This window comes from Pseudomonas sp. NyZ201 (genome assembly GCF_049860765.1).
In the GTDB taxonomy this organism is placed as follows: domain Bacteria; phylum Pseudomonadota; class Gammaproteobacteria; order Pseudomonadales; family Pseudomonadaceae; genus Aquipseudomonas; species Aquipseudomonas bharatica.
On sequence record NZ_CP187557.1, the window covers coordinates 31,646 to 49,367 of the forward strand.

Genomic DNA, 17,722 nt, shown 5'->3' on the forward strand with positions numbered 1-17,722 from the left:
AATGACTGGGATTAGCTGAGCTTATGTTTGAGGCCTTGGACGGGTTATCTCTCGACGTATTGCGGGTATTCGAGGCGGCCGCCCGCCTGCACAGCTTCACAGCAGCGGCGGTGGAACTGGGTACCACCCAGCCGGCGGTGAGCCAGCAGATCAAGCGCCTTGAAGCGCGGCTGGGCGCGCGCCTGTTCGACCGGATCTACCGCGGCATAGAACTGACCGAAGCCGGTGTACTGCTGTACGAGCACGTACACATGGGCATGCTCGATATCGATGCTGGCGTGGCCCTGGTTGCCGGTCGTGACCAGCACGAAGTGCTGCGGGTGGCCACGGATTTTGCCTTCGCCGCCTACTGGCTGATGCCCCGCCTACAGCGTTTCCACGCCGCCTGGCCGCAGGTCGATGTAAGCCTGGTCACCAGCGAGCGAAGCCAGGCCATGTTGCGGCCGGATATCGATGTGGCGGTGCTGTTCGGCGACGGTCGTTTTCGCCAGGGCGAGAGTACATGGCTGTTCGACGAAGAGGTTTTTCCGGTTTGCAGCCCGCGTTTGCTGGATGGAATGCAGCTTCCGCTGGCGCCACAGGCCTTGTCGAAGCTGCCCTTGCTGCACCTGCGCGGTGAGTCGGCGAGCCGCTGGTTCGACTGGAATGGCGTGTTCCGCGAGCTGGAGTTGCCCGGTCCGCCCAGCCCCGGCCCCTTGCGCTTCGACAATTACACCTTGCTGATCCAGGCCGCGATCGCCGGCCAGGGCGTAGCGATCGGCTGGCGTTATCTCGTCGATGCCCTGCTCGACCAAGGCTTGCTGTGCAGACCGCTGGCTACGTCTATTCGTTCTGAAAATGGATACTACGTAGTACGTCCTTTCCGTAAAAGGCGTAGTACGCTGGTCGAGCGATTCGTCGATTGGCTGGGTGAAGAACAATCCCGGCAACCGGTATAGTCCCGGTCCGGTCGGTTTGCGTGATTCAGGAGTGAGAGTGGAAAGGATCAAGGGCTATCACGCCCATGTTTATTACGACGCCAGCACCTTCGAGCAGGCGCGGGCGCTGTGCGAGGAAACGGCGCAGCTGTTTCCGGTGACCATGGGCCGCATGCACCGGCAGCCGGTAGGGCCGCATCCGGACTGGAGCTGCCAGTTGGCGTTCGCGCCGGAGTTGATCGGGGTGGTGTTGCCGTGGCTGGCGCTGTATCGGAAGGGTTTGGTGGTGTTCCTGCATCCGCTGACCGGGGATGAGCTGGCGGACCACCGGGACCATGCGATCTGGATGGGGGATGTCAGGCCGCTGGACCTGTCGATCTTCGAGTGATCTTCACTCTTCGGGCCTGTGAATAACCCTGTGGGAGCTGGCTTGCCAGCGATTGCTGTAGTGAATTCACCATCGCAATCGCTGGCAAGCCAGCTCCCACAGGTTCAGCGGATGGGCCTTAGGATTTGCGCGCAGCGCGCACGCCTTCGGCCAATGCCGAACACAGCGACAGCACGTTATCCACAGCCTGCTCCGGGCTGGTTGCCGTGGCGATCTTGTCCACCAGCGCCGAACCCACCACCACCCCATCCGCCAGCCGCGCAATGGCCGCAGCCTGCTCCGGCGTACGAATCCCGAAACCAACGCTGATCGGCAGATCGGTATGCCGACGCAGCCGTGCCACTGCCTCGGTCACGTGCTCGGTGGTCGCCGAACCGGCACCGGTCACACCGGCGACCGACACGTAGTAGACGAACCCGGAACTGCGCTCCAGCACCCGCGGCAGACGTGCGTCGTCCGTGGTCGGGGTGGTCAGGCGAATGAAATCGATACCCGCGGCCTGGGCCGGGGTGGCCAGCTCGGCGTCGTGCTCCGGTGGCAGATCGACAATGATCAGGCCATCGACACCGGCCTCATTGGCCTGGGCGACGAACTCGGCCACGCCAAAGCGGTGGATCGGGTTGTAGTAACCCATCAGGACGATCGGCGTGGTCTGGTCATCGGCGCGGAATTCCCGAACCATCTGCAGCGTTTTCGCCAGGGTCTGGCCCGCTTCCAGTGCGCGCAGGGTCGCCAGCTGGATAGCCACGCCATCGGCCATCGGGTCGGTGAACGGCATGCCCAGTTCGATCACGTCGGCACCCGCCGCCGGCAGGCCCTTGAGGATCTTCAGCGACGCGTCGTAGCCCGGGTCGCCGGCAGTGATGAAGGTCACCAGGGCTGCACGGCCTTCCTGCTTCAACTCGGAAAAACGTTGTTCGAGACGGCTCATGCCTGCTTCTCCTGCGCGGCCATATGGCTCATTACGGTTTGCATGTCTTTGTCGCCACGGCCGGACAGGCAGATCACCATCAGGTGGTCCTTGGGCAATGTCGGTGCGCGCTTGATGGCTTCGGCCAGGGCGTGGGAGCTTTCCAGCGCCGGGATGATGCCTTCCAGGCGGCAGCAGGCGTGGAACGCATCCAGGGCTTCGTCATCGGTGATGCTGACGTACTCGACGCGCTTGATCTCGTGCAACCAGGCGTGTTCCGGGCCGATGCCGGGATAGTCGAGGCCGGCGGAAATCGAGTGGGCGTCGGTGATCTGGCCGTCGCCATCCTGCAGCAGGTAGGTGCGGTTGCCGTGCAGTACGCCCGGTACGCCACCGTTGAGGCTGGCGGCGTGCTTGTCGGTGTCGACGCCATGGCCGCCGGCTTCGACGCCGATGATCTGCACGCTGGCGTCATCGAGGAAGTCGTGGAACAGGCCCATGGCGTTGGAGCCGCCGCCAACGCAGGCGATCAGGCTGTCCGGCAGGCGACCTTCCTTCTCTTGCAACTGGGCGCGGGTTTCCTTGCCGATGATCGACTGGAAATCGCGGACCATCGCCGGGTACGGGTGTGGGCCGGCCACGGTGCCGATCAGGTAGAAGGTGTCTTCGACGTTGGTCACCCAGTCGCGCAGGGCTTCGTTCATCGCGTCCTTCAGGGTGCCGGTGCCGGCAGTGACCGGAACGATCTCGGCACCCAGCAGCTTCATGCGGAACACGTTGGCCTGCTGGCGCTCGATGTCGGTGGCGCCCATGTAGATCACGCAAGGCAGGCCGAAGCGTGCGGCGACGGTGGCGGTGGCCACGCCGTGCATGCCGGCGCCGGTTTCGGCGATCAAGCGTTTCTTGCCCATGCGCTTGGCCAGCAGGACCTGGCCGATGCAGTTGTTCACCTTGTGCGCGCCGGTGTGGTTCAGCTCTTCACGCTTGAAGAAGATCTTCGCCCCGCCGAGGTGCTCGGTCAGGCGTTCGGCGAAGTACAGCGGGTTGGGGCGGCCAATGTAGTCGCGCTGGAAATAGGCCAGTTGCTCGAGGAACTCCGGGTCGGCCTTGGCCGCTTCGTATTCGCGGGCCAGGTCAAGGACCAGCGGCATCAGGGTCTCGGCTACGTAGCGGCCGCCGAAGGCGCCGAACAGGCCATTGGCGTCGGGGCCGCTGCGAAGGTTGCTCTGGGTCATGGGTCGCTCCGTAGGGAAGGATTTGGCTGACAATGGTCCTACTCTAACCACGACAGGCGCCACTGAAAACCGATAAGATCGCCGCAACCTGTCAGGAAAACTCACACGTCATGTCCAGGGAACTGCCACCGCTCAATGCCCTTCGGGCTTTTGAATTCACCGCTCGCCTGGGAAGTGTCAGCCAGGCGGCGGAACAGCTTCATGTGACCCACGGCGCTGTCAGTCGCCAATTGAAGGTGCTGGAAAGCCATTTGGGTGTGAGCCTGTTCGTCAAGGATGGGCGAGGCATCAAACTCACAGATGCCGGCTTGCGCCTGCGCGAGGTCAGCGGCGAGGCGTTCGAGCGCCTGCGGGCGGTGTGCGCCGAACTGAGCCAGAGCAGCGCCGAAGCGCCCTTCGTCCTCGGCTGCTCGGGCAGCCTGCTGGCGCGCTGGTTCATTCCTCGTCTCGGTCGTCTAAAGGCGGACCTGCCGGACCTGCGTTTGCACCTGTCGGCTGGCGAGGGTGATCTTGACCCGCGTCGTCCGGGGCTGGACGCGCTTCTGGTGTTTGCCGAACCGCCTTGGCCTGCGGACATGCAGGTCCACGAGCTGGCGCGGGAGGCCGTGGGGCCGGTGCTCAGCCCGCGTTTTCCGGGCTTCGAGCGCTTGCGCGAGGCGCCGGCCAGCGCCTTGCTGGAACAGGCCTTGCTGCATACCACCTCGCGCCCCCAGGCCTGGCCCGACTGGGCTCGCCAGCAACACCTGGACCCCGGCGCATTGCGCTACGGTCAAGGCTTCGAGCATCTGTACTACTTGCTGGAGGCCGCGATGGCCGGGCTGGGTGTTGCCATCGCACCGCAACCCCTGGTGGCCGACGATCTGCGCGCCGGTCGCCTGGCCGCGCCCTGGGGCTTCAGCCAGACGCAGGCGTCATTGGTACTGTGGGTGCCTCGACGCGCCGCGGACGGGCGCGCCGAGCAACTGGCGGGGTGGTTGCGCGCGGAGCTGGCGCAACAGGACGATCAGTCGCCGCGCTTGCACATCAGGTAAGCGGCCAGCAGGCCCAAGGCACCGATTGCCACGCCGGCGGTGGTCCAGGGGTGTTGCTGGGCATAGTCGCGGGTCGCCAGCCCGGTTTCCCGGGTCTTGGTCTTCACCTCTTCATAAGCGTCGCCCAGCAGGCTGCGGGAATGACGCAGGGCGTTTTCGGCGTTGCTGCGCAAGGCCTTGAGGGTTTTGCGCGACTCGTCCGAAGCGTCGTCCTTCAGGCTTTCCAGAGATTTGAGCAGGCTTTCGATTTCCGCTTCCATGCTTTGCAGCGAGGCTTTGCGTAGCGAGCTATTGGCCATGGTGACTCTCCTTCAGGGTTGAGTGAGGTGTGTAGGTTCCGACTGCGACAGGCCTGGAAAGTGCGATCGAACGTTTCGCTTCGCTCGCCGCTCAGAGGTAAAACGGCCCGGCGCTGCTAGGCTCTATCCGCACCCACCCAAGGAGAACAGCGAATGTCCGATCATCACACGTACAAGAAGATCGAGCTTGTCGGCTCGTCCCCCACCAGCATCGAGGACGCCATCAACAATGCCCTGGCCGAAGCCGGCAAGAGCATCAAGCACCTGGAATGGTTCGAGGTGGTGGATACCCGCGGGCATATCCAGAACAACAAGGCGGCGCATTTCCAGGTCACCCTGAAGGTCGGGTTCCGCATCGCCAACAGTTGAAACGAAGCGCAGGTTTGATAGGCAGGGCTCCGGGGGGACCGGGGCCTTTGTCGTTTTGATCCACAAGGAGAGCGATCAATGAAGAAGGTGTTGCTGGCAGTTGCATTGATGGGCCTGGCCGGTACGGCGCTGGCGGCGGGCAAGCCGTGCGAGGAGCTGAAGAGCGAGATCGCGGCGAAGCTGGATGCCAAGGGGGTTCAGCATTATTCGCTGGAGATCATGGAGAAGGGCGCCGGGGGCGGCCACGTGGTTGGGTCCTGTGAAGGTGGGACCAAGGAAATCGTCTACAAGCGCGGGTAAGGACAACACGGACCCTGTGGGAGCGGGTTCACCCGCGATTGCAGTAGTGAATTCACCACCGCATCGCGGGTGAACCCGCTCCCACAGGGTACGCGCCCGGCTTTAGTTGCCGAACACCGTCTGCGCCATCAGCTCATACGACCGCACCCGATCCGCATGCTCGTACAGGTCCGAGGTGAAGATCAGCTCATCCGCCCCGGTCTGTTCCAGCAGCACTTCCAGCTTGCCCTTCACCTTCTGCGGGCTGCCGATCATCGCCAGGCCGAGGAAGTCCCCTACCGCATCCCGCTCATGCGGCAGCCACAGGCCGTTCATGCTGGGCACCGGCGGTTTCTGCATCAGGCTTTGGCCGCGCATCAGGGCGAGGATGCGCTGGTACACCGAGGTCGCCAAGTAGTCGGCCTGCTCGTCGGTATCGGCCACCACCATCGGCACACCCAGCATCACGTACGGCGCGTCGAGCACCGCCGACGGCTTGAAGTGGTTGCGGTACACGCGGATCGCCTCGTGCATGTAGCGCGGCGCGAAGTGCGAGGCGAAGGCGTAGGGCAGGCCCAGTTGACCCGCCAGTTGCGCGCTGAACAGGCTGGAGCCGAGCAGCCAGATTGGGACATTGGTGTCGTGCCCGGGTACGGCGATCACTTTTTGATCAGGCGTGCGCGGGCCGAGATAGCGCATCAGCTCCATGACATCGTCCGGGAAGTCGTCGGCGCTGCCGGAACGCTCGCGGCGCAGGGCCCGGGCGGTCATCTGGTCGGATCCGGGGGCACGGCCGAGGCCAAGTTCGATGCGGCCGGGATACAGGCTGGCCAGGGTGCCGAACTGCTCGGCGATCACCAGCGGTGCATGGTTGGGCAGCATCACACCGCCAGAGCCGAGGCGGATGGTCGAAGTGCCGCCCGCCAGGTACGCCAGCAACACCGAGGTCGCCGAGCTGGCGATGCCGTCCATGTTGTGGTGCTCGGCTACCCAGAAACGGTGGTAGCCGAAGCGTTCGACGTTTCGGGCCAGGTCCAGGGAGTTGCGCAGGGCCTGCGCCGGGCCGCCGTCCTGGCGCACCGGCACCAGGTCGAGGGTGGAAATCTTGATATCCGTGAGTCGCTTCATGGGTTCTCCAGGGCAAACGCAAGCCGCCTGGACTGGCAGCCTTTGTTGCTTCTGTGGGGGCACTTGGCGGGGAATCAATCCCCCGGGGGGCGAACGGGCTGAACTTGGCCGCCGCCCCGGCCTCTGAATTCAGGAACGGCGCCGCTCGCGCCGATAACCCGAGGAGGCATCATGAAGAAGACTGCATCGGCTCACTGGCAAGGTGGCTTGAAGGACGGCAAAGGCACCATCTCCACCGAAAGCGGCGCACTCAAGCAGATCCCCTATGGTTTCAACACGCGGTTCGAAGGCACGCCGGGGAGCAATCCCGAAGAGCTGATCGGCGCCGCCCATGCCGGCTGCTTCTCCATGGCCCTGTCGATGATTCTCGGCGAGGCGGGCCTGAAGGCGGACAGCATCGATACCACCGCCGAAGTGACCCTGGACAAGCAGCCCGACGGCTTTGCCATCACTGCCGTGCACCTGATCCTCAAGGCCAGGGTGCCGGGCGCCAGCGACGAACAGTTCCAGGAGCTGGCGAACAAGGCCAAGGCCGGGTGCCCGGTGTCCAAGGTGCTCAACGCGAAAATCAGCCTGGATGCGACGTTGCAATCCTGATAGCAGAACCGTGGCATGCTGCGTCGGTCCAACGGGAGTTGGCTGACGTTCTTTGCCACGAGGAAACTGTTCATGATCCGTATTGCAATCGCTGTACTGGCGTCGTTGCTGGCCGCCAACGCTTCCGCCGCGGTCAAGCCGTGCGAGGAACTGAAGGCGGAAATCGAAGCCAAGATCCAGGCCCGCGGGGTGACGTCCTACACGCTGGAAATCGTGCCGAACAGCGAAGTCCACGACCAGAACATGGTCGTGGGCAGCTGTGAAAATGGCACCAAGAAGATCATCTACCAGCGCAACGGCAACTGATTCACGGCACGCAGTTGATCATTCGCTCTTCGGCCAGCACCTGGCGCTCGGCGTTGTACAGCCGGGCGTTGGGCTGCATGGCCACGGCGCGCGCCTCCAGGCGATAGCGCTGGCCGGCCTGGAAGCCGTCGTATTCGACGGTCAGGTAGCAGGTGCGCTCGGTCGGATCGATGTTGAAACCACCGGCATAGATCTCGTAGTCGAAACGCACCACCAACTCGTGCTTGCCCGGCGTCACCTGGAAGAAGCGACCGTCGGTGAGGCGCTTGCCGTCCAGGCGCTCGGCCATGACCAATTTGCCGGGAGTGATGGTGTAGAAATCGACCCAGGCCTGGTTCTGGTCCACCGGTGGCAGGGGCGTGGCGCAGGCGCCGAGGGTGCTGAAGGCGAGCAACATCGCTGGCTGTCGCATGATGGTCTCCGCAGGCGAGCGATATAAAGCACAAGCATAGCGCTATCAGGTTCGCTGACAACCTGCCGGCAGCCCGCGCCCTACCACCTTGCTCTGCTCGTCATACAGCTTGGCCCAAGGCCGGAAGCCGATGCTGCCGGTCTCCAGGCGGTAGCGCTGGCCGGCGCTGAAATCGGCGAATTTCAGGTTGAGCTGGCAGTCGCGCCACAGCGGCTCGCTGACGGGGCCGATATTGCTCGGATCTACCGGGAACAGGTAACGCACGGTCAACTGGTGGTTTCCGGGAGTGACCTGGAAGTAGCGCTTGTCGGCCCAGGCACGCTCGTCCACTTCGACGGCGTGCAGGGTCTGGTCCTGGGCGGGTGCCAGGTCGACCCAGGCCTGGGACGGGTCCGGATCGGGCAGGCCGGCACAGCCGGCGAGCGCCAGCAGGGCGCTGGCAGCGAGCATGGTTCGCATGGCAAAACTCCGGGCGGGCAGGATAGTCTTGAAGCGATACGGACTTGAGCGAGACCACCCCACGCATGATTCGAATTCTTCTTCTGCTGCGCTCAAGCTCCGGGGCACTCGACCACGTTTTGCGGGTGTTTGTTCCCCTGCTGGTGGCTGGCCTGCTGAACGGTTGCAGCAGCCTTGGCTATTACGGCCAGCTGGCCAGCGGGCAATGGCAACTGTTGCGGGCGCGGGAACCGGTGACCGAGGTGATTGCCAACCCTGCGACCGATCCCGGGTTGCGTCAGCACCTGCAGCGCTCGCAGCAGGCGCGGGCATTTGCCAGCGAGGTGTTGAAGCTCCCCGACAACCGCAGCTACCGGGTATATGCCGATATCGGCCGGCCCTACGTCGTGTGGAACGTGTTCGCCACACCCGAGTTCTCCCTCGACCCCAAGACCCATTGCTTCCCTATCGCCGGCTGCGTGGCCTACCGCGGCTACTACAGCCAGTCCGCGGCACGCGGGGCGGCAGCGCTGCAGAAGCTCGACGGGCAGGATGTGTATATCGGCGGGGTCGAGGCCTATTCGACCCTGGGCTGGTTCGATGACCCGATCCTCAATTCCATGGTCAACTGGAGCGACGAACGGCTGGCAACGGTGATTTTCCACGAGCTGGCGCACCAGCGCGTCTATGTGAAGGACGACACGGCATTCAACGAGTCCTTCGCCACGTTCGTGGAGCAGGAAGGCACCCGGCAATGGCGCGTGGCGCGCGGCTTGCCGGTGCAGCCGGCGGATGCAGGCAAGCAGCGCGACCAGTTCGTCGCGCTGGTGCTGGCGTGTCGGGAGCGGCTCAAGGCGTTGTACGCGCAGCCACTGGATGCGCCAGCGATGCGGGCGGCCAAGCAGGCGGAGTTCGAACGCCTGCGCACGGAGTATCGGCAGTTGCGGGATAGTGAATGGGGCGGGGTCGGGCGCTTCGATGCGTGGATCAACGGGCCGATGAACAATGCCAAGCTGCTGCCGTTCGGGCTGTATGACCAGTGGGTACCGGCGTTTGCCGGGTTGTTTGCCGAATCGGGTGGGGATTGGCAGCGGTTTTATCGACGGGTCGAGGAAGTGGGTTCGCTGCCGGTCCAGGAGCGGCAGCGGCTGTTGAATCGCATCGCTGGCAAGCCAGCTCCCACAGGGGTCTGAGTCGCCGCGGACACTGTGGGAGCTGGCTTGCCAGCGATGAGGCCCTCAAGACCGCAGGAATGCCTGATGCATCTCTGCCAGGGTCTCGAAGTGCCAGGCCGGCTGCTCCGCCACCAACTCCTCCCGGCTACCAAACCCATACCCCACCGCAATCGCATCCAGCCCGTTGCTGCGCGCACCGATCAGGTCATGCTTGCGGTCGCCGATCATCAGGGTCTGCGCCGGGTCCAGCCCCTCTTCGGCCAGCAGGTGGCCGATCAGGTCGACCTTGTTGGTCCGCGTGCCATCCAGCTCGCTGCCGTAGATCACCTTGAAATGCCGGGCGAAGTCGAAGTGCCGGGCGATTTCCCGGGCGAACACCCAGGGTTTGGAGGTGGCGATATACAGCGTCCGGCCCTGTCCTTGAAGCTCCGCCAGCAGCTCGCCAACCCCGTCGAACACGCGGTTCTCGTACAGCCCGGTGACCTTGAAACGCTCACGGTAGAAATTCACTGCCTCCCAGGCCTTCGCCTCGTCGAAGCGGTAGAACTGCATGAACGCCTGCAACAGCGGCGGGCCGATGAAGTGCTCCAGGCGGGTCAGGTCGGGCTCGTCGATGCCAAGCTTGGCCAGGGCGTACTGGATGGAGCGGGTGATGCCTTCGCGCGGGTCGGTCAGGGTGCCGTCGAGGTCGAAGAGGATGTTCTGCTGGTGCATGTCGGTCTCGCTGGAAATGGGGGACGTCACTCGGGCTGGTCGTAGCCCTCGGCCAGGTGCTGGTCCTTGAGGCGCACATAGTTGGCGGCGCTGTAGGGGAAGAACGCGAGCTCCTTGTCGGTCAGCGGCCGTGCCTGCTTCACCGGGCTGCCGACGTAGAGAAAACCGCTTTCCAGGCGCTTGCCCGGCGGCACCAGGCTGCCGGCGCCGATGATCACTTCGTCCTCGACGACCGCACCGTCCATGATCGTGCTGCCCATGCCCACCAGGATGCGGCTGCCGAGGGTACAGCCATGGAGCATGACCTTGTGGCCGATGGTCACGTCGTCGCCGATCAGCAGCGGGAAGCCGTCGGGGTTGAAGGGGCCGGCGTGGGTGATGTGCAGCACGCTGGCGTCCTGCACGCTGGTACGGGCGCCGATGCGGATGCGGTGCATGTCGCCGCGGATCACCGTCAGCGGCCAGACCGAGCTGTCGTCGCCGATCTCGACATCGCCGATGACCACCGCGCTGCGGTCGACGAAGGCACGTTCACCAAGGCGCGGCGTGTGCTGCTGGTAAGTGCGGATGGCCATGAATAGGAAACCTCTCTAAGGCTAATTAGCTGCGGGCGACGGCGATTGTAATTAAGATGGCCCGGTGTTTCTTCTGCCAAGGTGTCTAACCGTGAGTGCGAACAACCCGCTTCTGCAGTCCTATGACCTGCCGCCCTTCTCGGCGATCCGCGCCGAGCACGTGCTGCCGGCGATTGAACAGATCCTGGCCGACAACCGCAATGCCATTGCCGAAATTCTCAAGACCCAGGGCCGCAACCCGAACTGGGCCGGGCTGGTTCTGGCCATGGACGAGCTCAATGACCGCCTCGGCGCGGCCTGGAGCCCCGTCAGCCACCTCAACGCCGTGTGCAACAGCGCCGAATTGCGCGAAGCCTACGAGGCCTGCCTGCCGGCCCTGAGCGCCTACTCCACGGAGCTGGGCCAGAACCGCGAACTGTTCCAGGCCTACGAGGCGCTGGCCGCGAGCCCCGAGGCCGCCAACTTCGATGTGGCGCAAAAGACCATCATCGAGCACGCCCTGCGCGACTTCCGCCTGTCGGGTATCGACCTGCCGCCGGAGCAGCAGAAGCGCTATGCCGAAGTGCAGAGCAAGCTGTCCGAGCTGGGCAGTCGCTTCTCCAACCAGCTGCTCGACGCGACCCAGGCCTGGACCAAGCACGTTACCGACGAATCCGCCCTCGCCGGCCTGACCGATTCGGCCAAGGCGCAGATGGCCGCTGCCGCCCAGGCCAAGGGCCTCGACGGCTGGCTGATCAGCCTGGAGTTCCCCAGCTACTACGCGGTGATGACCTACGCCGAGGACCGCGCCTTGCGCGAAGAGGTCTACGCCGCCTACTGCACCCGCGCCTCCGACCAGGGCCCGAATGCCGGCCAGTTCGACAACGGCCCGGTGATGCGCGAGATCCTCGACCTGCGCCAGGAACTGGCCGAACTGCTTGGCTTCGCCAACTTCGCCGAACTGAGCCTGGCGACCAAGATGGCCGAATCCAGTGACCAGGTGCTGGGCTTCCTGCGCAACCTGGCACAGCGCAGCAAACCCTACGCCGCCCAGGACCTGGCCCAGCTCAAGGCCTACGCCGCCGAGCAAGGCTGCGCCGACCTGCAAAGCTGGGACAGCGGTTTCTATGGGGAAAAGCTGCGCGAACAGCGCTACAGCGTTTCCCAGGAAGCCCTGCGTGCCTATTTCCCGATCGACAAGGTGCTGTCGGGCCTGTTCGCCATCGTCCAGCGCCTGTACGGCATCGAGATCGCCGAGCAGAAGGGCTTCGACACCTGGCACCCGGACGTGCGTCTGTTCGAGATCAAGGAAAACGGCCAGCATGTCGGCCGCTTCTTCTTCGACCTTTACGCCCGCGCCAACAAGCGTGGCGGCGCCTGGATGGACGGCGCCCGCGACCGTCGTCGCACTGCCGATGGCGCGCTGCAAAGCCCGGTGGCCAACCTGGTGTGCAACTTCACCCCGGCCGCGCCCGGCAAGCCGGCGCTGCTGACCCACGATGAAGTGACCACCCTGTTCCACGAATTCGGTCATGGCCTGCACCACCTGCTGACCCGCATCGAGCATGCCGGCGTCTCCGGCATCAACGGCGTGGCCTGGGATGCGGTGGAACTGCCGAGCCAGTTCATGGAGAACTGGTGCTGGGAGCCGGAAGGCCTGGCGCTGATCTCCGGCCATTACGAAAGCGGCGAACCGCTGCCGCAGGACCTGCTGGAGAAAATGCTCGCAGCGAAGAACTTCCAGTCCGGCCTGATGATGGTCCGCCAGCTTGAGTTCTCCCTGTTCGACTTCGAACTGCATGCCCGCCACGGCGATGGCCGCAGCGTGCTGGAAGTGCTCGAAGGCGTGCGCGACGAGGTCTCGGTCATGCGTCCGCCGGCGTACAACCGTTTCCCCAACAGTTTCGCGCACATCTTCGCGGGCGGTTATGCCGCCGGTTACTACAGCTACAAATGGGCTGAAGTGCTGTCGGCCGACGCCTTCTCGCGCTTCGAGGAAGAAGGCGTGCTCAACGCCGAGACCGGCCGTGCCTTCCGCGAAGCGATCCTGGCCCGCGGTGGTTCCCGGGAGCCGATGCTGCTGTTCGTCGACTTCCGTGGTCGCGAGCCCTCCATCGACGCCCTGCTGCGCCACAGCGGCCTGAGCGAGGACCTGGCGGCATGACCACGACCAAGAAGCGCTTCATCGCCGGCGCGGTCTGCCCGGCCTGCAGCGAGCCGGACAAACTGATGATGTGGAGCGTGGACGGCACGCCTCATCGCGAGTGCGTGGCCTGCGGCTTCACCGACACCCTCAACGAGCAAGGGCTGTCGGTGCCGAAGGAGCTGGGTACGCGGGTCAACCAGGATGCGCTGAAACCGGCGAAACCTGCGGTGCAGACGGTGCAGTTCTTCCCGAATCCGAAGTTGAAGAAGCCTTCGGAGTAATCGCACGGTCTTCCACAGGACTGTGCCTTTGCACTAATCCTGTGGGAGCTGGCTTGCCAGCTCCCACAGGGGGCGGCGTCGCGACGGAAGGCGTGGACGGCAAATAAAAACCTCGATACTGTATAAAAACACAGTATCGAGGTTTTTCGTCATGGTCACTCCGGTCCGCGGTCGCGGTACGGCCCATAATCCGCACAACCGCTTCGCCCCCAACCGCTCGGTGGTCGAGGACGATGGCTGGTACCAGGAAGTGCCCATGACCCAGGGCACCGAGATCCGCATCGAAACCGCGAAGACCATCATCACCCGCAACAGCTCGCCGGACCTGCCCTTCGACCGTTCGATCAACCCCTATCGCGGCTGCGAGCATGGCTGCATCTATTGCTATGCGCGACCGAGCCACGCCTATTGGGACCTTTCCCCCGGCCTGGATTTCGAAACCCGGCTGATCGCCAAGACCAACGCCGCCGCCGTGCTGGAGCAGCAACTATCGAAACCCGGCTATGCCTGTGCGCCGATCAACCTCGGTTCCAACACCGATCCCTACCAGCCCATCGAGCGCGAGCAGCAACTGACCCGGCGCCTGCTGGAAGTGCTGTTGCGCTACCGGCATCCGGTGACCATCGTCACCAAGGGCTCGTTGATCCTGCGCGACCTCGATCTGCTCGGCGAGCTGGCGAAGCAGCGCCTGGTGTCGGTGATGATCAGCCTGACCACCCTCGATGATGAGCTGAAGCGCACCCTCGAGCCGCGTGCCGCGGCGCCGAAGGCGCGCTTGCGGGCGATCCGGGTGATGCGCGAGGCGGGAATTCCGGTGGGGGTGCTGTGCTCGCCGATGATCCCGGCCATCAACGACAGCGAGCTGGAGCGTCTGCTCGAGGCGGCCAGCGAGGCCGGAGCATTGACCGCAGCCTACATGCTGCTGCGTTTGCCTTTGGAAGTGGCGCCGCTGTTCGAACAGTGGTTGCAGGACCATTATCCGCAGCGTGCGGCCCATGTTCTCAGCCTGGTCCGCCAGAGTCGCGGCGGAGAGCTCTACGACAGCCGTTTCGGCGCGCGGATGCGCGGAGAGGGCGTATTCGCCGACCTGCTGGCGCAACGCTTCGACAAGGCTATCCGGCGCTACGGGCTCAACCGCCGGGGCGGTTATTCGCTGGATTGCTCGGCGTTCTGCCCGCCGGGTGGGCAGTTGTCATTGTTGTAAAAACAATAATGGCCATTGGCGATTAATGTTTTTTTGATACCATGGAAATCCCGGCAAATGCTTCTGGAACGCCCGTTCTAGAGCCTTCGAATTCAGGTTGAGTTAAGTTTCGACACGTAGCGTACGAATTCAGGCAGACAGAAATGTGATTTGTTGACTACATCTGTAATCCAAGTGACGTAAGCCTGTCTGAATCCTAACCCGGTAAAATGGACTTACCTACGAACCTGTCAAAGAGGATGCATCATGTCGAACAAGGAACCCTCTCCGACCGGCCCGGCTACCCCTGAAGCCGAGACTGCCGATGGCGCTCTGAAACATATCGTTGATGGCTTTCTGCGTTTCCATCACGAAGTCTTCCCTGAACAGGAAGAGCTGTTCAAGAAACTGGCCACGGCGCAGAAGCCGCGTGCCATGTTCATTACCTGCGCCGACTCGCGGATCGTTCCCGAACTGATTACCCAGAGTTCTCCCGGCGACCTGTTCGTGACCCGCAACGTGGGCAACGTGGTTCCGCCCTACGGGCAGATGAACGGCGGCGTCTCGACGGCGATCGAGTACGCGGTCATGGCCCTGGGCGTGCACCACATCATCATCTGCGGTCACTCCGATTGCGGTGCGATGCGTGCGGTACTCAACCCGCAGTCGCTGGAGAAGATGCCGACGGTCAAGGCCTGGCTGCGCCACGCCGAAGTGGCCCGCACCGTGGTCGAGGACAACTGCCAGTGCGGCACCGAGCACGAGAGCATGCAGGTCCTGACCCGCGAGAACGTCATCGCCCAGCTTCACCACTTGCGTACCCACCCGTCGGTGGCCTCGCGCCTGGCGGCTGGCCAGTTGTATATCCACGGCTGGATCTACAACATCGAAACCAGCGAAATCTCCGCCTACGACGCCGAAAGCGATGCCTTCCTGCCGCTGACCCGCGGCGCGCCGATTCCAAGCGCTACCCCGAAAGGCCGCTACTGAGCCTTTTTCGCAACACCTGAAAATCGCTGACGCAACCCACCACGGCCCGCTGCCCGCGGCGCCGTGGACGGGCGTCGGCTGCCTTTGAAAACGTTTTGATGCCTTGCCGCAGCGTCGGCGGTTTCCGGCTGCCCGCGATTCGGGCGGCGCCCCGACGCCTGCGTAAAAGAGTGGCCAGAGGAATGGCCTGAAAAAAGGAGAACAGGATGAACATGACGCATTTCAAAGCGGCGCTGCCGCGGGACCTGCTGGCTTCGGTAGTGGTGTTCCTGGTGGCGCTGCCGCTGTGCATGGGGATCGCCATCGCCTCTGGCATGCCGCCGGCCAAGGGCTTGATCACCGGCATCGTCGGCGGTCTGCTGGTGGGCTGGCTGGCCGGCTCGCCGCTGCAGGTCAGCGGTCCGGCGGCGGGGTTGGCGGTGCTGGTCTTCGAACTGGTACGGACCCACGGCATGGCGATGCTCGGGCCGATCCTGCTGCTGGCGGGATTGCTGCAATTGCTTGCCGGGCGCTTGCGCCTGGGCTGCTGGTTCCGGGTTACGGCGCCGGCGGTGGTGTACGGCATGCTCGCGGGTATCGGTGTGTTGATCGTGTTGTCCCAGGTGCATGTGATGTTCGATAGCTCGCCGCTGCCGTCAGGCCTGGAAAACCTCCTCGGTTTCCCCGCCGTGGTGAGTGCGTCGCTGCCGTTCGAGTCTGCCGGCAACGGCTGGCAGGCCGGGGCAATCGGGCTGGGTACCATCGCGGTGATGTGGGGCTGGGAGCGCTTCAAGCCGACAACCCTGCGCTTCGTTCCCGGTGCCCTGCTCGGTGTGAGCGCGATGACCCTGCTGAGCATCGGCCTGGATCTGGGCGTGAACCGCGTGCAAGTGCCGGCCAACCTCAGTGAAGCCATCGACTGGCTGCGCCCGGCCGACCTCATGGCCCTGGCCGATCCGGCCCTGCTGGTCGCCGCCTTCGCCCTGGCCTTTATCGCCAGTGCCGAAACCCTGCTTTCGGCAGCGGCCGTGGACCGCATGCACAGTGGCCAGCGCTCGGATTTCGACCGCGAATTATCGGCGCAGGGTGTCGGCAACATGATTTGTGGTGTGCTCGGCGCATTGCCGATGACCGGCGTGATCGTGCGCAGCTCGGCCAACGTCCAGGCCGGTGCCAGGACCCGTCTGTCGGCGATCTTCCATGGCCTGTGGCTGCTGGCCTTCGTCGTGCTGCTGGGTAGCGTGCTGCAGCAGATTCCAGTGGCTAGCCTGGCCGGCGTGCTGGTATTCACCGGGGTCAAGCTGGTGGACCTGAAGGCGTTTCGCGGCCTGGGCCGCTATGGACGCATGCCGATGTTCGTCTACGCGGCCACGGCGCTGGCCATCGTCTTCACCGACCTGCTGACCGGCGTGCTGCTGGGCTTTGCCCTGACCCTGGTGAAGCTGGCGCTGAAGGCGGCGCGGCTGAAGATCAGCGTCACCAGCCTGGAACGCGAGGGCCATATGGAACTGCGCCTGAGTGGTGCCGCCACCTTCCTCAAGGTCCCGGCCCTGACCCAGGCACTGGATGGCATTCCGCCGGGGACCACCCTGCATGTCCCGCTGGCCAACCTGAGCTATATCGACCATGCCTGCCTCGAGCTGCTGGAAGACTGGGGTCGGGCCAATGCCAGCAACGGCTCGTCGCTGGTGATCGAGTCGCGTCGCCTGAAACGGCGTGTCGAAGGACGCGTAAGGACCACGGTGGGCCTCGGTACCTGAGCCCGACCTGACGACCAACGGCACCGCCCTGCTGATCGCGCACATTGCAGGCGGTGCCATCACTCACCTACTATCAAGAATCAATACCATTTGCATCCTCCTGCGCGGATCCTTCATGTCCTCCCCTGCCCAGACCCTCTACGTTAAACATTCCCCCTGGCTGCTGCTGTTCCTGCGTCGCCGCCTCGGCAATGGCTGGGATGCCGCGGATCTGCTGCATGACACCTTCCTGCGCGTGCTGCGCCGGCCGCTCGAGTTCGACAACCAGACCGGCGAACGCTCCTACCTGGCGACCATCGCCAAGGGCCTGTGCATCGATCACTGGCGCCGCGCCCAACTGGAAAGGGCCTGGCGCGAGAGCCTGGTGGCCCGGCCCGAGGCAGTCCAGCCTTCCGCCGAGCATACGGCCTTGCTGATCGAGACCCTGGCGGAAGTGGATGCCATGCTGATGCGCCTGCCTGCCAAGGTTCGCGAGGCGTTTCTGATGGCCCAGGTCGAGGGCATCACCTACGGGGTGATCGCCGAACGGCTGGAGGTCAGCGAGCGCATGGTCAAGAAATACATGGCCCAGGCGTTCCTGCATTGTGCCGTGCTCGAAGCCGAGCTCGACGGCGTGCTGGTGGAGTAAGGC

22 protein-coding genes are annotated in these 17,722 nt (G+C 64.2%); 14 read left to right on the plus strand and 8 right to left on the minus strand.

Features of this window, described 5'->3' with window-relative positions:
• Positions 1-23 precede the first annotated feature (23 nt).
• Together ACPFMA_RS00140 and ACPFMA_RS00145 are read left to right on the plus strand one after the other, a co-directional pair.
• Positions 24-938, plus strand: a complete 915-nt coding sequence (locus ACPFMA_RS00140; RefSeq protein WP_420058507.1) for a choline sulfate utilization transcriptional regulator — start codon at positions 24-26, stop codon at positions 936-938.
• 37 nt (positions 939-975) lie between these two features.
• Positions 976-1,305, plus strand: coding sequence for a DOPA 4,5-dioxygenase family protein (locus ACPFMA_RS00145; protein ID WP_009401812.1), 330 nt, complete (start codon positions 976-978; stop codon positions 1,303-1,305).
• A gap of 118 nt (positions 1,306-1,423) precedes the next feature.
• Here ACPFMA_RS00145 and trpA read toward each other — a convergent pair whose 3' ends face one another.
• Both trpA and trpB read right to left on the minus strand, forming a co-directional pair.
• On the minus strand, positions 1,424-2,236 hold the full coding sequence (trpA, locus tag ACPFMA_RS00150; protein ID WP_420058508.1) for a tryptophan synthase subunit alpha: 813 nt from the start codon (positions 2,234-2,236) through the stop codon (positions 1,424-1,426).
• Positions 2,233-3,450, minus strand: coding sequence for a tryptophan synthase subunit beta (gene trpB, locus ACPFMA_RS00155; RefSeq protein WP_009401807.1), 1,218 nt, complete (start codon positions 3,448-3,450; stop codon positions 2,233-2,235). The genes trpA and trpB overlap by 4 nt, the downstream gene beginning before the upstream one ends.
• A gap of 110 nt (positions 3,451-3,560) precedes the next feature.
• On the opposite strand from trpB, the gene ACPFMA_RS00160 reads away from it, so the two are divergent.
• On the plus strand, positions 3,561-4,481 hold the full coding sequence (locus tag ACPFMA_RS00160) for a LysR family transcriptional regulator (RefSeq protein ID WP_425929486.1): 921 nt from the start codon (positions 3,561-3,563) through the stop codon (positions 4,479-4,481).
• On the opposite strand, the gene ACPFMA_RS00165 is transcribed toward ACPFMA_RS00160, so the two are convergent.
• A complete protein-coding gene (locus tag ACPFMA_RS00165; RefSeq protein WP_009401802.1) occupies positions 4,454-4,780 on the minus strand; it encodes a DUF883 family protein in 327 nt (108 codons plus the stop codon). The genes ACPFMA_RS00160 and ACPFMA_RS00165 overlap by 28 nt on opposite strands.
• Before the next feature lie 153 nt (positions 4,781-4,933).
• Here ACPFMA_RS00165 and ACPFMA_RS00170 point away from each other — a divergent pair, with 153 nt between their 5' ends.
• Complete coding sequence (locus ACPFMA_RS00170; RefSeq protein ID WP_009401800.1) at positions 4,934-5,149, plus strand: dodecin; 216 nt, start codon at positions 4,934-4,936, stop codon at positions 5,147-5,149.
• A 78-nt stretch (positions 5,150-5,227) separates the two neighbouring features.
• Positions 5,228-5,449, plus strand: coding sequence for a DUF1161 domain-containing protein (locus tag ACPFMA_RS00175; protein ID WP_425929487.1), 222 nt, complete (start codon positions 5,228-5,230; stop codon positions 5,447-5,449).
• A 102-nt stretch (positions 5,450-5,551) separates the two neighbouring features.
• Here the strand turns inward: ACPFMA_RS00175 and ACPFMA_RS00180 are convergent, their stop codons facing one another.
• Entirely contained in the window at positions 5,552-6,556 is a 1,005-nt protein-coding gene (locus ACPFMA_RS00180; protein WP_064302131.1) for an LLM class flavin-dependent oxidoreductase, read from the minus strand.
• Positions 6,557-6,727: 171 nt separating this feature from the next.
• Between ACPFMA_RS00180 and ACPFMA_RS00185 the strand changes: the two genes are divergently transcribed.
• Positions 6,728-7,153, plus strand: a complete 426-nt coding sequence (locus tag ACPFMA_RS00185) for an OsmC family protein (RefSeq protein WP_064302130.1) — start codon at positions 6,728-6,730, stop codon at positions 7,151-7,153.
• Between the two features lie 72 nt (positions 7,154-7,225).
• Positions 7,226-7,459 (plus strand): DUF1161 domain-containing protein, encoded by a 234-nt coding sequence (locus ACPFMA_RS00190; protein ID WP_009401792.1) that lies wholly within the window; start codon positions 7,226-7,228, stop codon positions 7,457-7,459.
• Position 7,460: 1 nt separating this feature from the next.
• On the opposite strand, the gene ACPFMA_RS00195 is transcribed toward ACPFMA_RS00190, so the two are convergent.
• Both ACPFMA_RS00195 and ACPFMA_RS00200 read right to left on the minus strand, forming a co-directional pair.
• Positions 7,461-7,871, minus strand: a complete 411-nt coding sequence (locus ACPFMA_RS00195) for a hypothetical protein (RefSeq protein ID WP_064302129.1) — start codon at positions 7,869-7,871, stop codon at positions 7,461-7,463.
• 45 nt (positions 7,872-7,916) lie between these two features.
• Entirely contained in the window at positions 7,917-8,330 is a 414-nt protein-coding gene (locus tag ACPFMA_RS00200) for a hypothetical protein (protein WP_064302128.1), read from the minus strand.
• Between the two features lie 83 nt (positions 8,331-8,413).
• Here ACPFMA_RS00200 and ACPFMA_RS00205 point away from each other — a divergent pair, with 83 nt between their 5' ends.
• Positions 8,414-9,502 (plus strand): aminopeptidase, encoded by a 1,089-nt coding sequence (locus tag ACPFMA_RS00205; RefSeq protein WP_425930634.1) that lies wholly within the window; start codon positions 8,414-8,416, stop codon positions 9,500-9,502.
• A 45-nt stretch (positions 9,503-9,547) separates the two neighbouring features.
• Here ACPFMA_RS00205 and ACPFMA_RS00210 read toward each other — a convergent pair whose 3' ends face one another.
• Positions 9,548-10,198 carry an HAD family hydrolase gene (locus tag ACPFMA_RS00210; protein ID WP_009401787.1) on the minus strand — a complete coding sequence of 217 codons (651 nt, stop codon included), beginning with the start codon at positions 10,196-10,198 and terminating at the stop codon, positions 9,548-9,550.
• Between the two features lie 26 nt (positions 10,199-10,224).
• Positions 10,225-10,773, minus strand: a complete 549-nt coding sequence (locus ACPFMA_RS00215; RefSeq protein ID WP_009401785.1) for a gamma carbonic anhydrase family protein — start codon at positions 10,771-10,773, stop codon at positions 10,225-10,227.
• 91 nt (positions 10,774-10,864) lie between these two features.
• On the opposite strand from ACPFMA_RS00215, the gene prlC reads away from it, so the two are divergent.
• From prlC to ACPFMA_RS00245, 6 genes are all read left to right on the plus strand, one after another.
• Positions 10,865-12,916, plus strand: coding sequence for an oligopeptidase A (prlC, locus tag ACPFMA_RS00220; RefSeq protein ID WP_425929488.1), 2,052 nt, complete (start codon positions 10,865-10,867; stop codon positions 12,914-12,916).
• A complete protein-coding gene (locus ACPFMA_RS00225; RefSeq protein ID WP_009401780.1) occupies positions 12,913-13,179 on the plus strand; it encodes a YheV family putative zinc ribbon protein in 267 nt (88 codons plus the stop codon). Before prlC ends, ACPFMA_RS00225 begins: the two co-directional genes overlap by 4 nt.
• Before the next feature lie 151 nt (positions 13,180-13,330).
• Positions 13,331-14,383, plus strand: coding sequence for a PA0069 family radical SAM protein (locus tag ACPFMA_RS00230; protein ID WP_064302126.1), 1,053 nt, complete (start codon positions 13,331-13,333; stop codon positions 14,381-14,383).
• 246 nt (positions 14,384-14,629) lie between these two features.
• Positions 14,630-15,352: a carbonic anhydrase gene (locus tag ACPFMA_RS00235; protein WP_009401776.1), complete on the plus strand. Its 723-nt coding sequence runs from the start codon at positions 14,630-14,632 to the stop codon at positions 15,350-15,352.
• A gap of 206 nt (positions 15,353-15,558) precedes the next feature.
• Complete coding sequence (locus ACPFMA_RS00240) at positions 15,559-17,091, plus strand: SulP family inorganic anion transporter (RefSeq protein ID WP_425929489.1); 1,533 nt, start codon at positions 15,559-15,561, stop codon at positions 17,089-17,091.
• A gap of 115 nt (positions 17,092-17,206) precedes the next feature.
• Complete coding sequence (locus ACPFMA_RS00245) at positions 17,207-17,719, plus strand: sigma-70 family RNA polymerase sigma factor (protein WP_009401772.1); 513 nt, start codon at positions 17,207-17,209, stop codon at positions 17,717-17,719.
• Positions 17,720-17,722 lie beyond the last annotated feature (3 nt).

What these genes read in the sequence shown, in the direction of transcription:
- ACPFMA_RS00170 (WP_009401800.1), top strand. Translation starts at nt 4,934, where the DNA reads ATGTCCGATCATCACACGTACAAGAAGATCGAGCTTGTCGGCTCGTCC.
- ACPFMA_RS00200 (WP_064302128.1), bottom strand. Translation starts at nt 8,330, where the DNA reads ATGCGAACCATGCTCGCTGCCAGCGCCCTGCTGGCGCTCGCCGGCTGT.
- ACPFMA_RS00230 (WP_064302126.1), top strand. Translation starts at nt 13,331, where the DNA reads ATGGTCACTCCGGTCCGCGGTCGCGGTACGGCCCATAATCCGCACAAC.
- ACPFMA_RS00180 (WP_064302131.1), bottom strand. Translation starts at nt 6,556, where the DNA reads ATGAAGCGACTCACGGATATCAAGATTTCCACCCTCGACCTGGTGCCG.
- ACPFMA_RS00235 (WP_009401776.1), top strand. Translation starts at nt 14,630, where the DNA reads ATGTCGAACAAGGAACCCTCTCCGACCGGCCCGGCTACCCCTGAAGCC.
- ACPFMA_RS00210 (WP_009401787.1), bottom strand. Translation starts at nt 10,198, where the DNA reads ATGCACCAGCAGAACATCCTCTTCGACCTCGACGGCACCCTGACCGAC.
- trpB (WP_009401807.1), bottom strand. Translation starts at nt 3,450, where the DNA reads ATGACCCAGAGCAACCTTCGCAGCGGCCCCGACGCCAATGGCCTGTTC.
- ACPFMA_RS00175 (WP_425929487.1), top strand. Translation starts at nt 5,228, where the DNA reads ATGAAGAAGGTGTTGCTGGCAGTTGCATTGATGGGCCTGGCCGGTACG.
- ACPFMA_RS00245 (WP_009401772.1), top strand. Translation starts at nt 17,207, where the DNA reads ATGTCCTCCCCTGCCCAGACCCTCTACGTTAAACATTCCCCCTGGCTG.
- ACPFMA_RS00160 (WP_425929486.1), top strand. Translation starts at nt 3,561, where the DNA reads ATGTCCAGGGAACTGCCACCGCTCAATGCCCTTCGGGCTTTTGAATTC.
- ACPFMA_RS00195 (WP_064302129.1), bottom strand. Translation starts at nt 7,871, where the DNA reads ATGCGACAGCCAGCGATGTTGCTCGCCTTCAGCACCCTCGGCGCCTGC.
- ACPFMA_RS00190 (WP_009401792.1), top strand. Translation starts at nt 7,226, where the DNA reads ATGATCCGTATTGCAATCGCTGTACTGGCGTCGTTGCTGGCCGCCAAC.
- trpA (WP_420058508.1), bottom strand. Translation starts at nt 2,236, where the DNA reads ATGAGCCGTCTCGAACAACGTTTTTCCGAGTTGAAGCAGGAAGGCCGT.
- ACPFMA_RS00240 (WP_425929489.1), top strand. Translation starts at nt 15,559, where the DNA reads ATGAACATGACGCATTTCAAAGCGGCGCTGCCGCGGGACCTGCTGGCT.
- ACPFMA_RS00215 (WP_009401785.1), bottom strand. Translation starts at nt 10,773, where the DNA reads ATGGCCATCCGCACTTACCAGCAGCACACGCCGCGCCTTGGTGAACGT.
- ACPFMA_RS00225 (WP_009401780.1), top strand. Translation starts at nt 12,913, where the DNA reads ATGACCACGACCAAGAAGCGCTTCATCGCCGGCGCGGTCTGCCCGGCC.
- ACPFMA_RS00140 (WP_420058507.1), top strand. Translation starts at nt 24, where the DNA reads ATGTTTGAGGCCTTGGACGGGTTATCTCTCGACGTATTGCGGGTATTC.
- ACPFMA_RS00185 (WP_064302130.1), top strand. Translation starts at nt 6,728, where the DNA reads ATGAAGAAGACTGCATCGGCTCACTGGCAAGGTGGCTTGAAGGACGGC.
- ACPFMA_RS00165 (WP_009401802.1), bottom strand. Translation starts at nt 4,780, where the DNA reads ATGGCCAATAGCTCGCTACGCAAAGCCTCGCTGCAAAGCATGGAAGCG.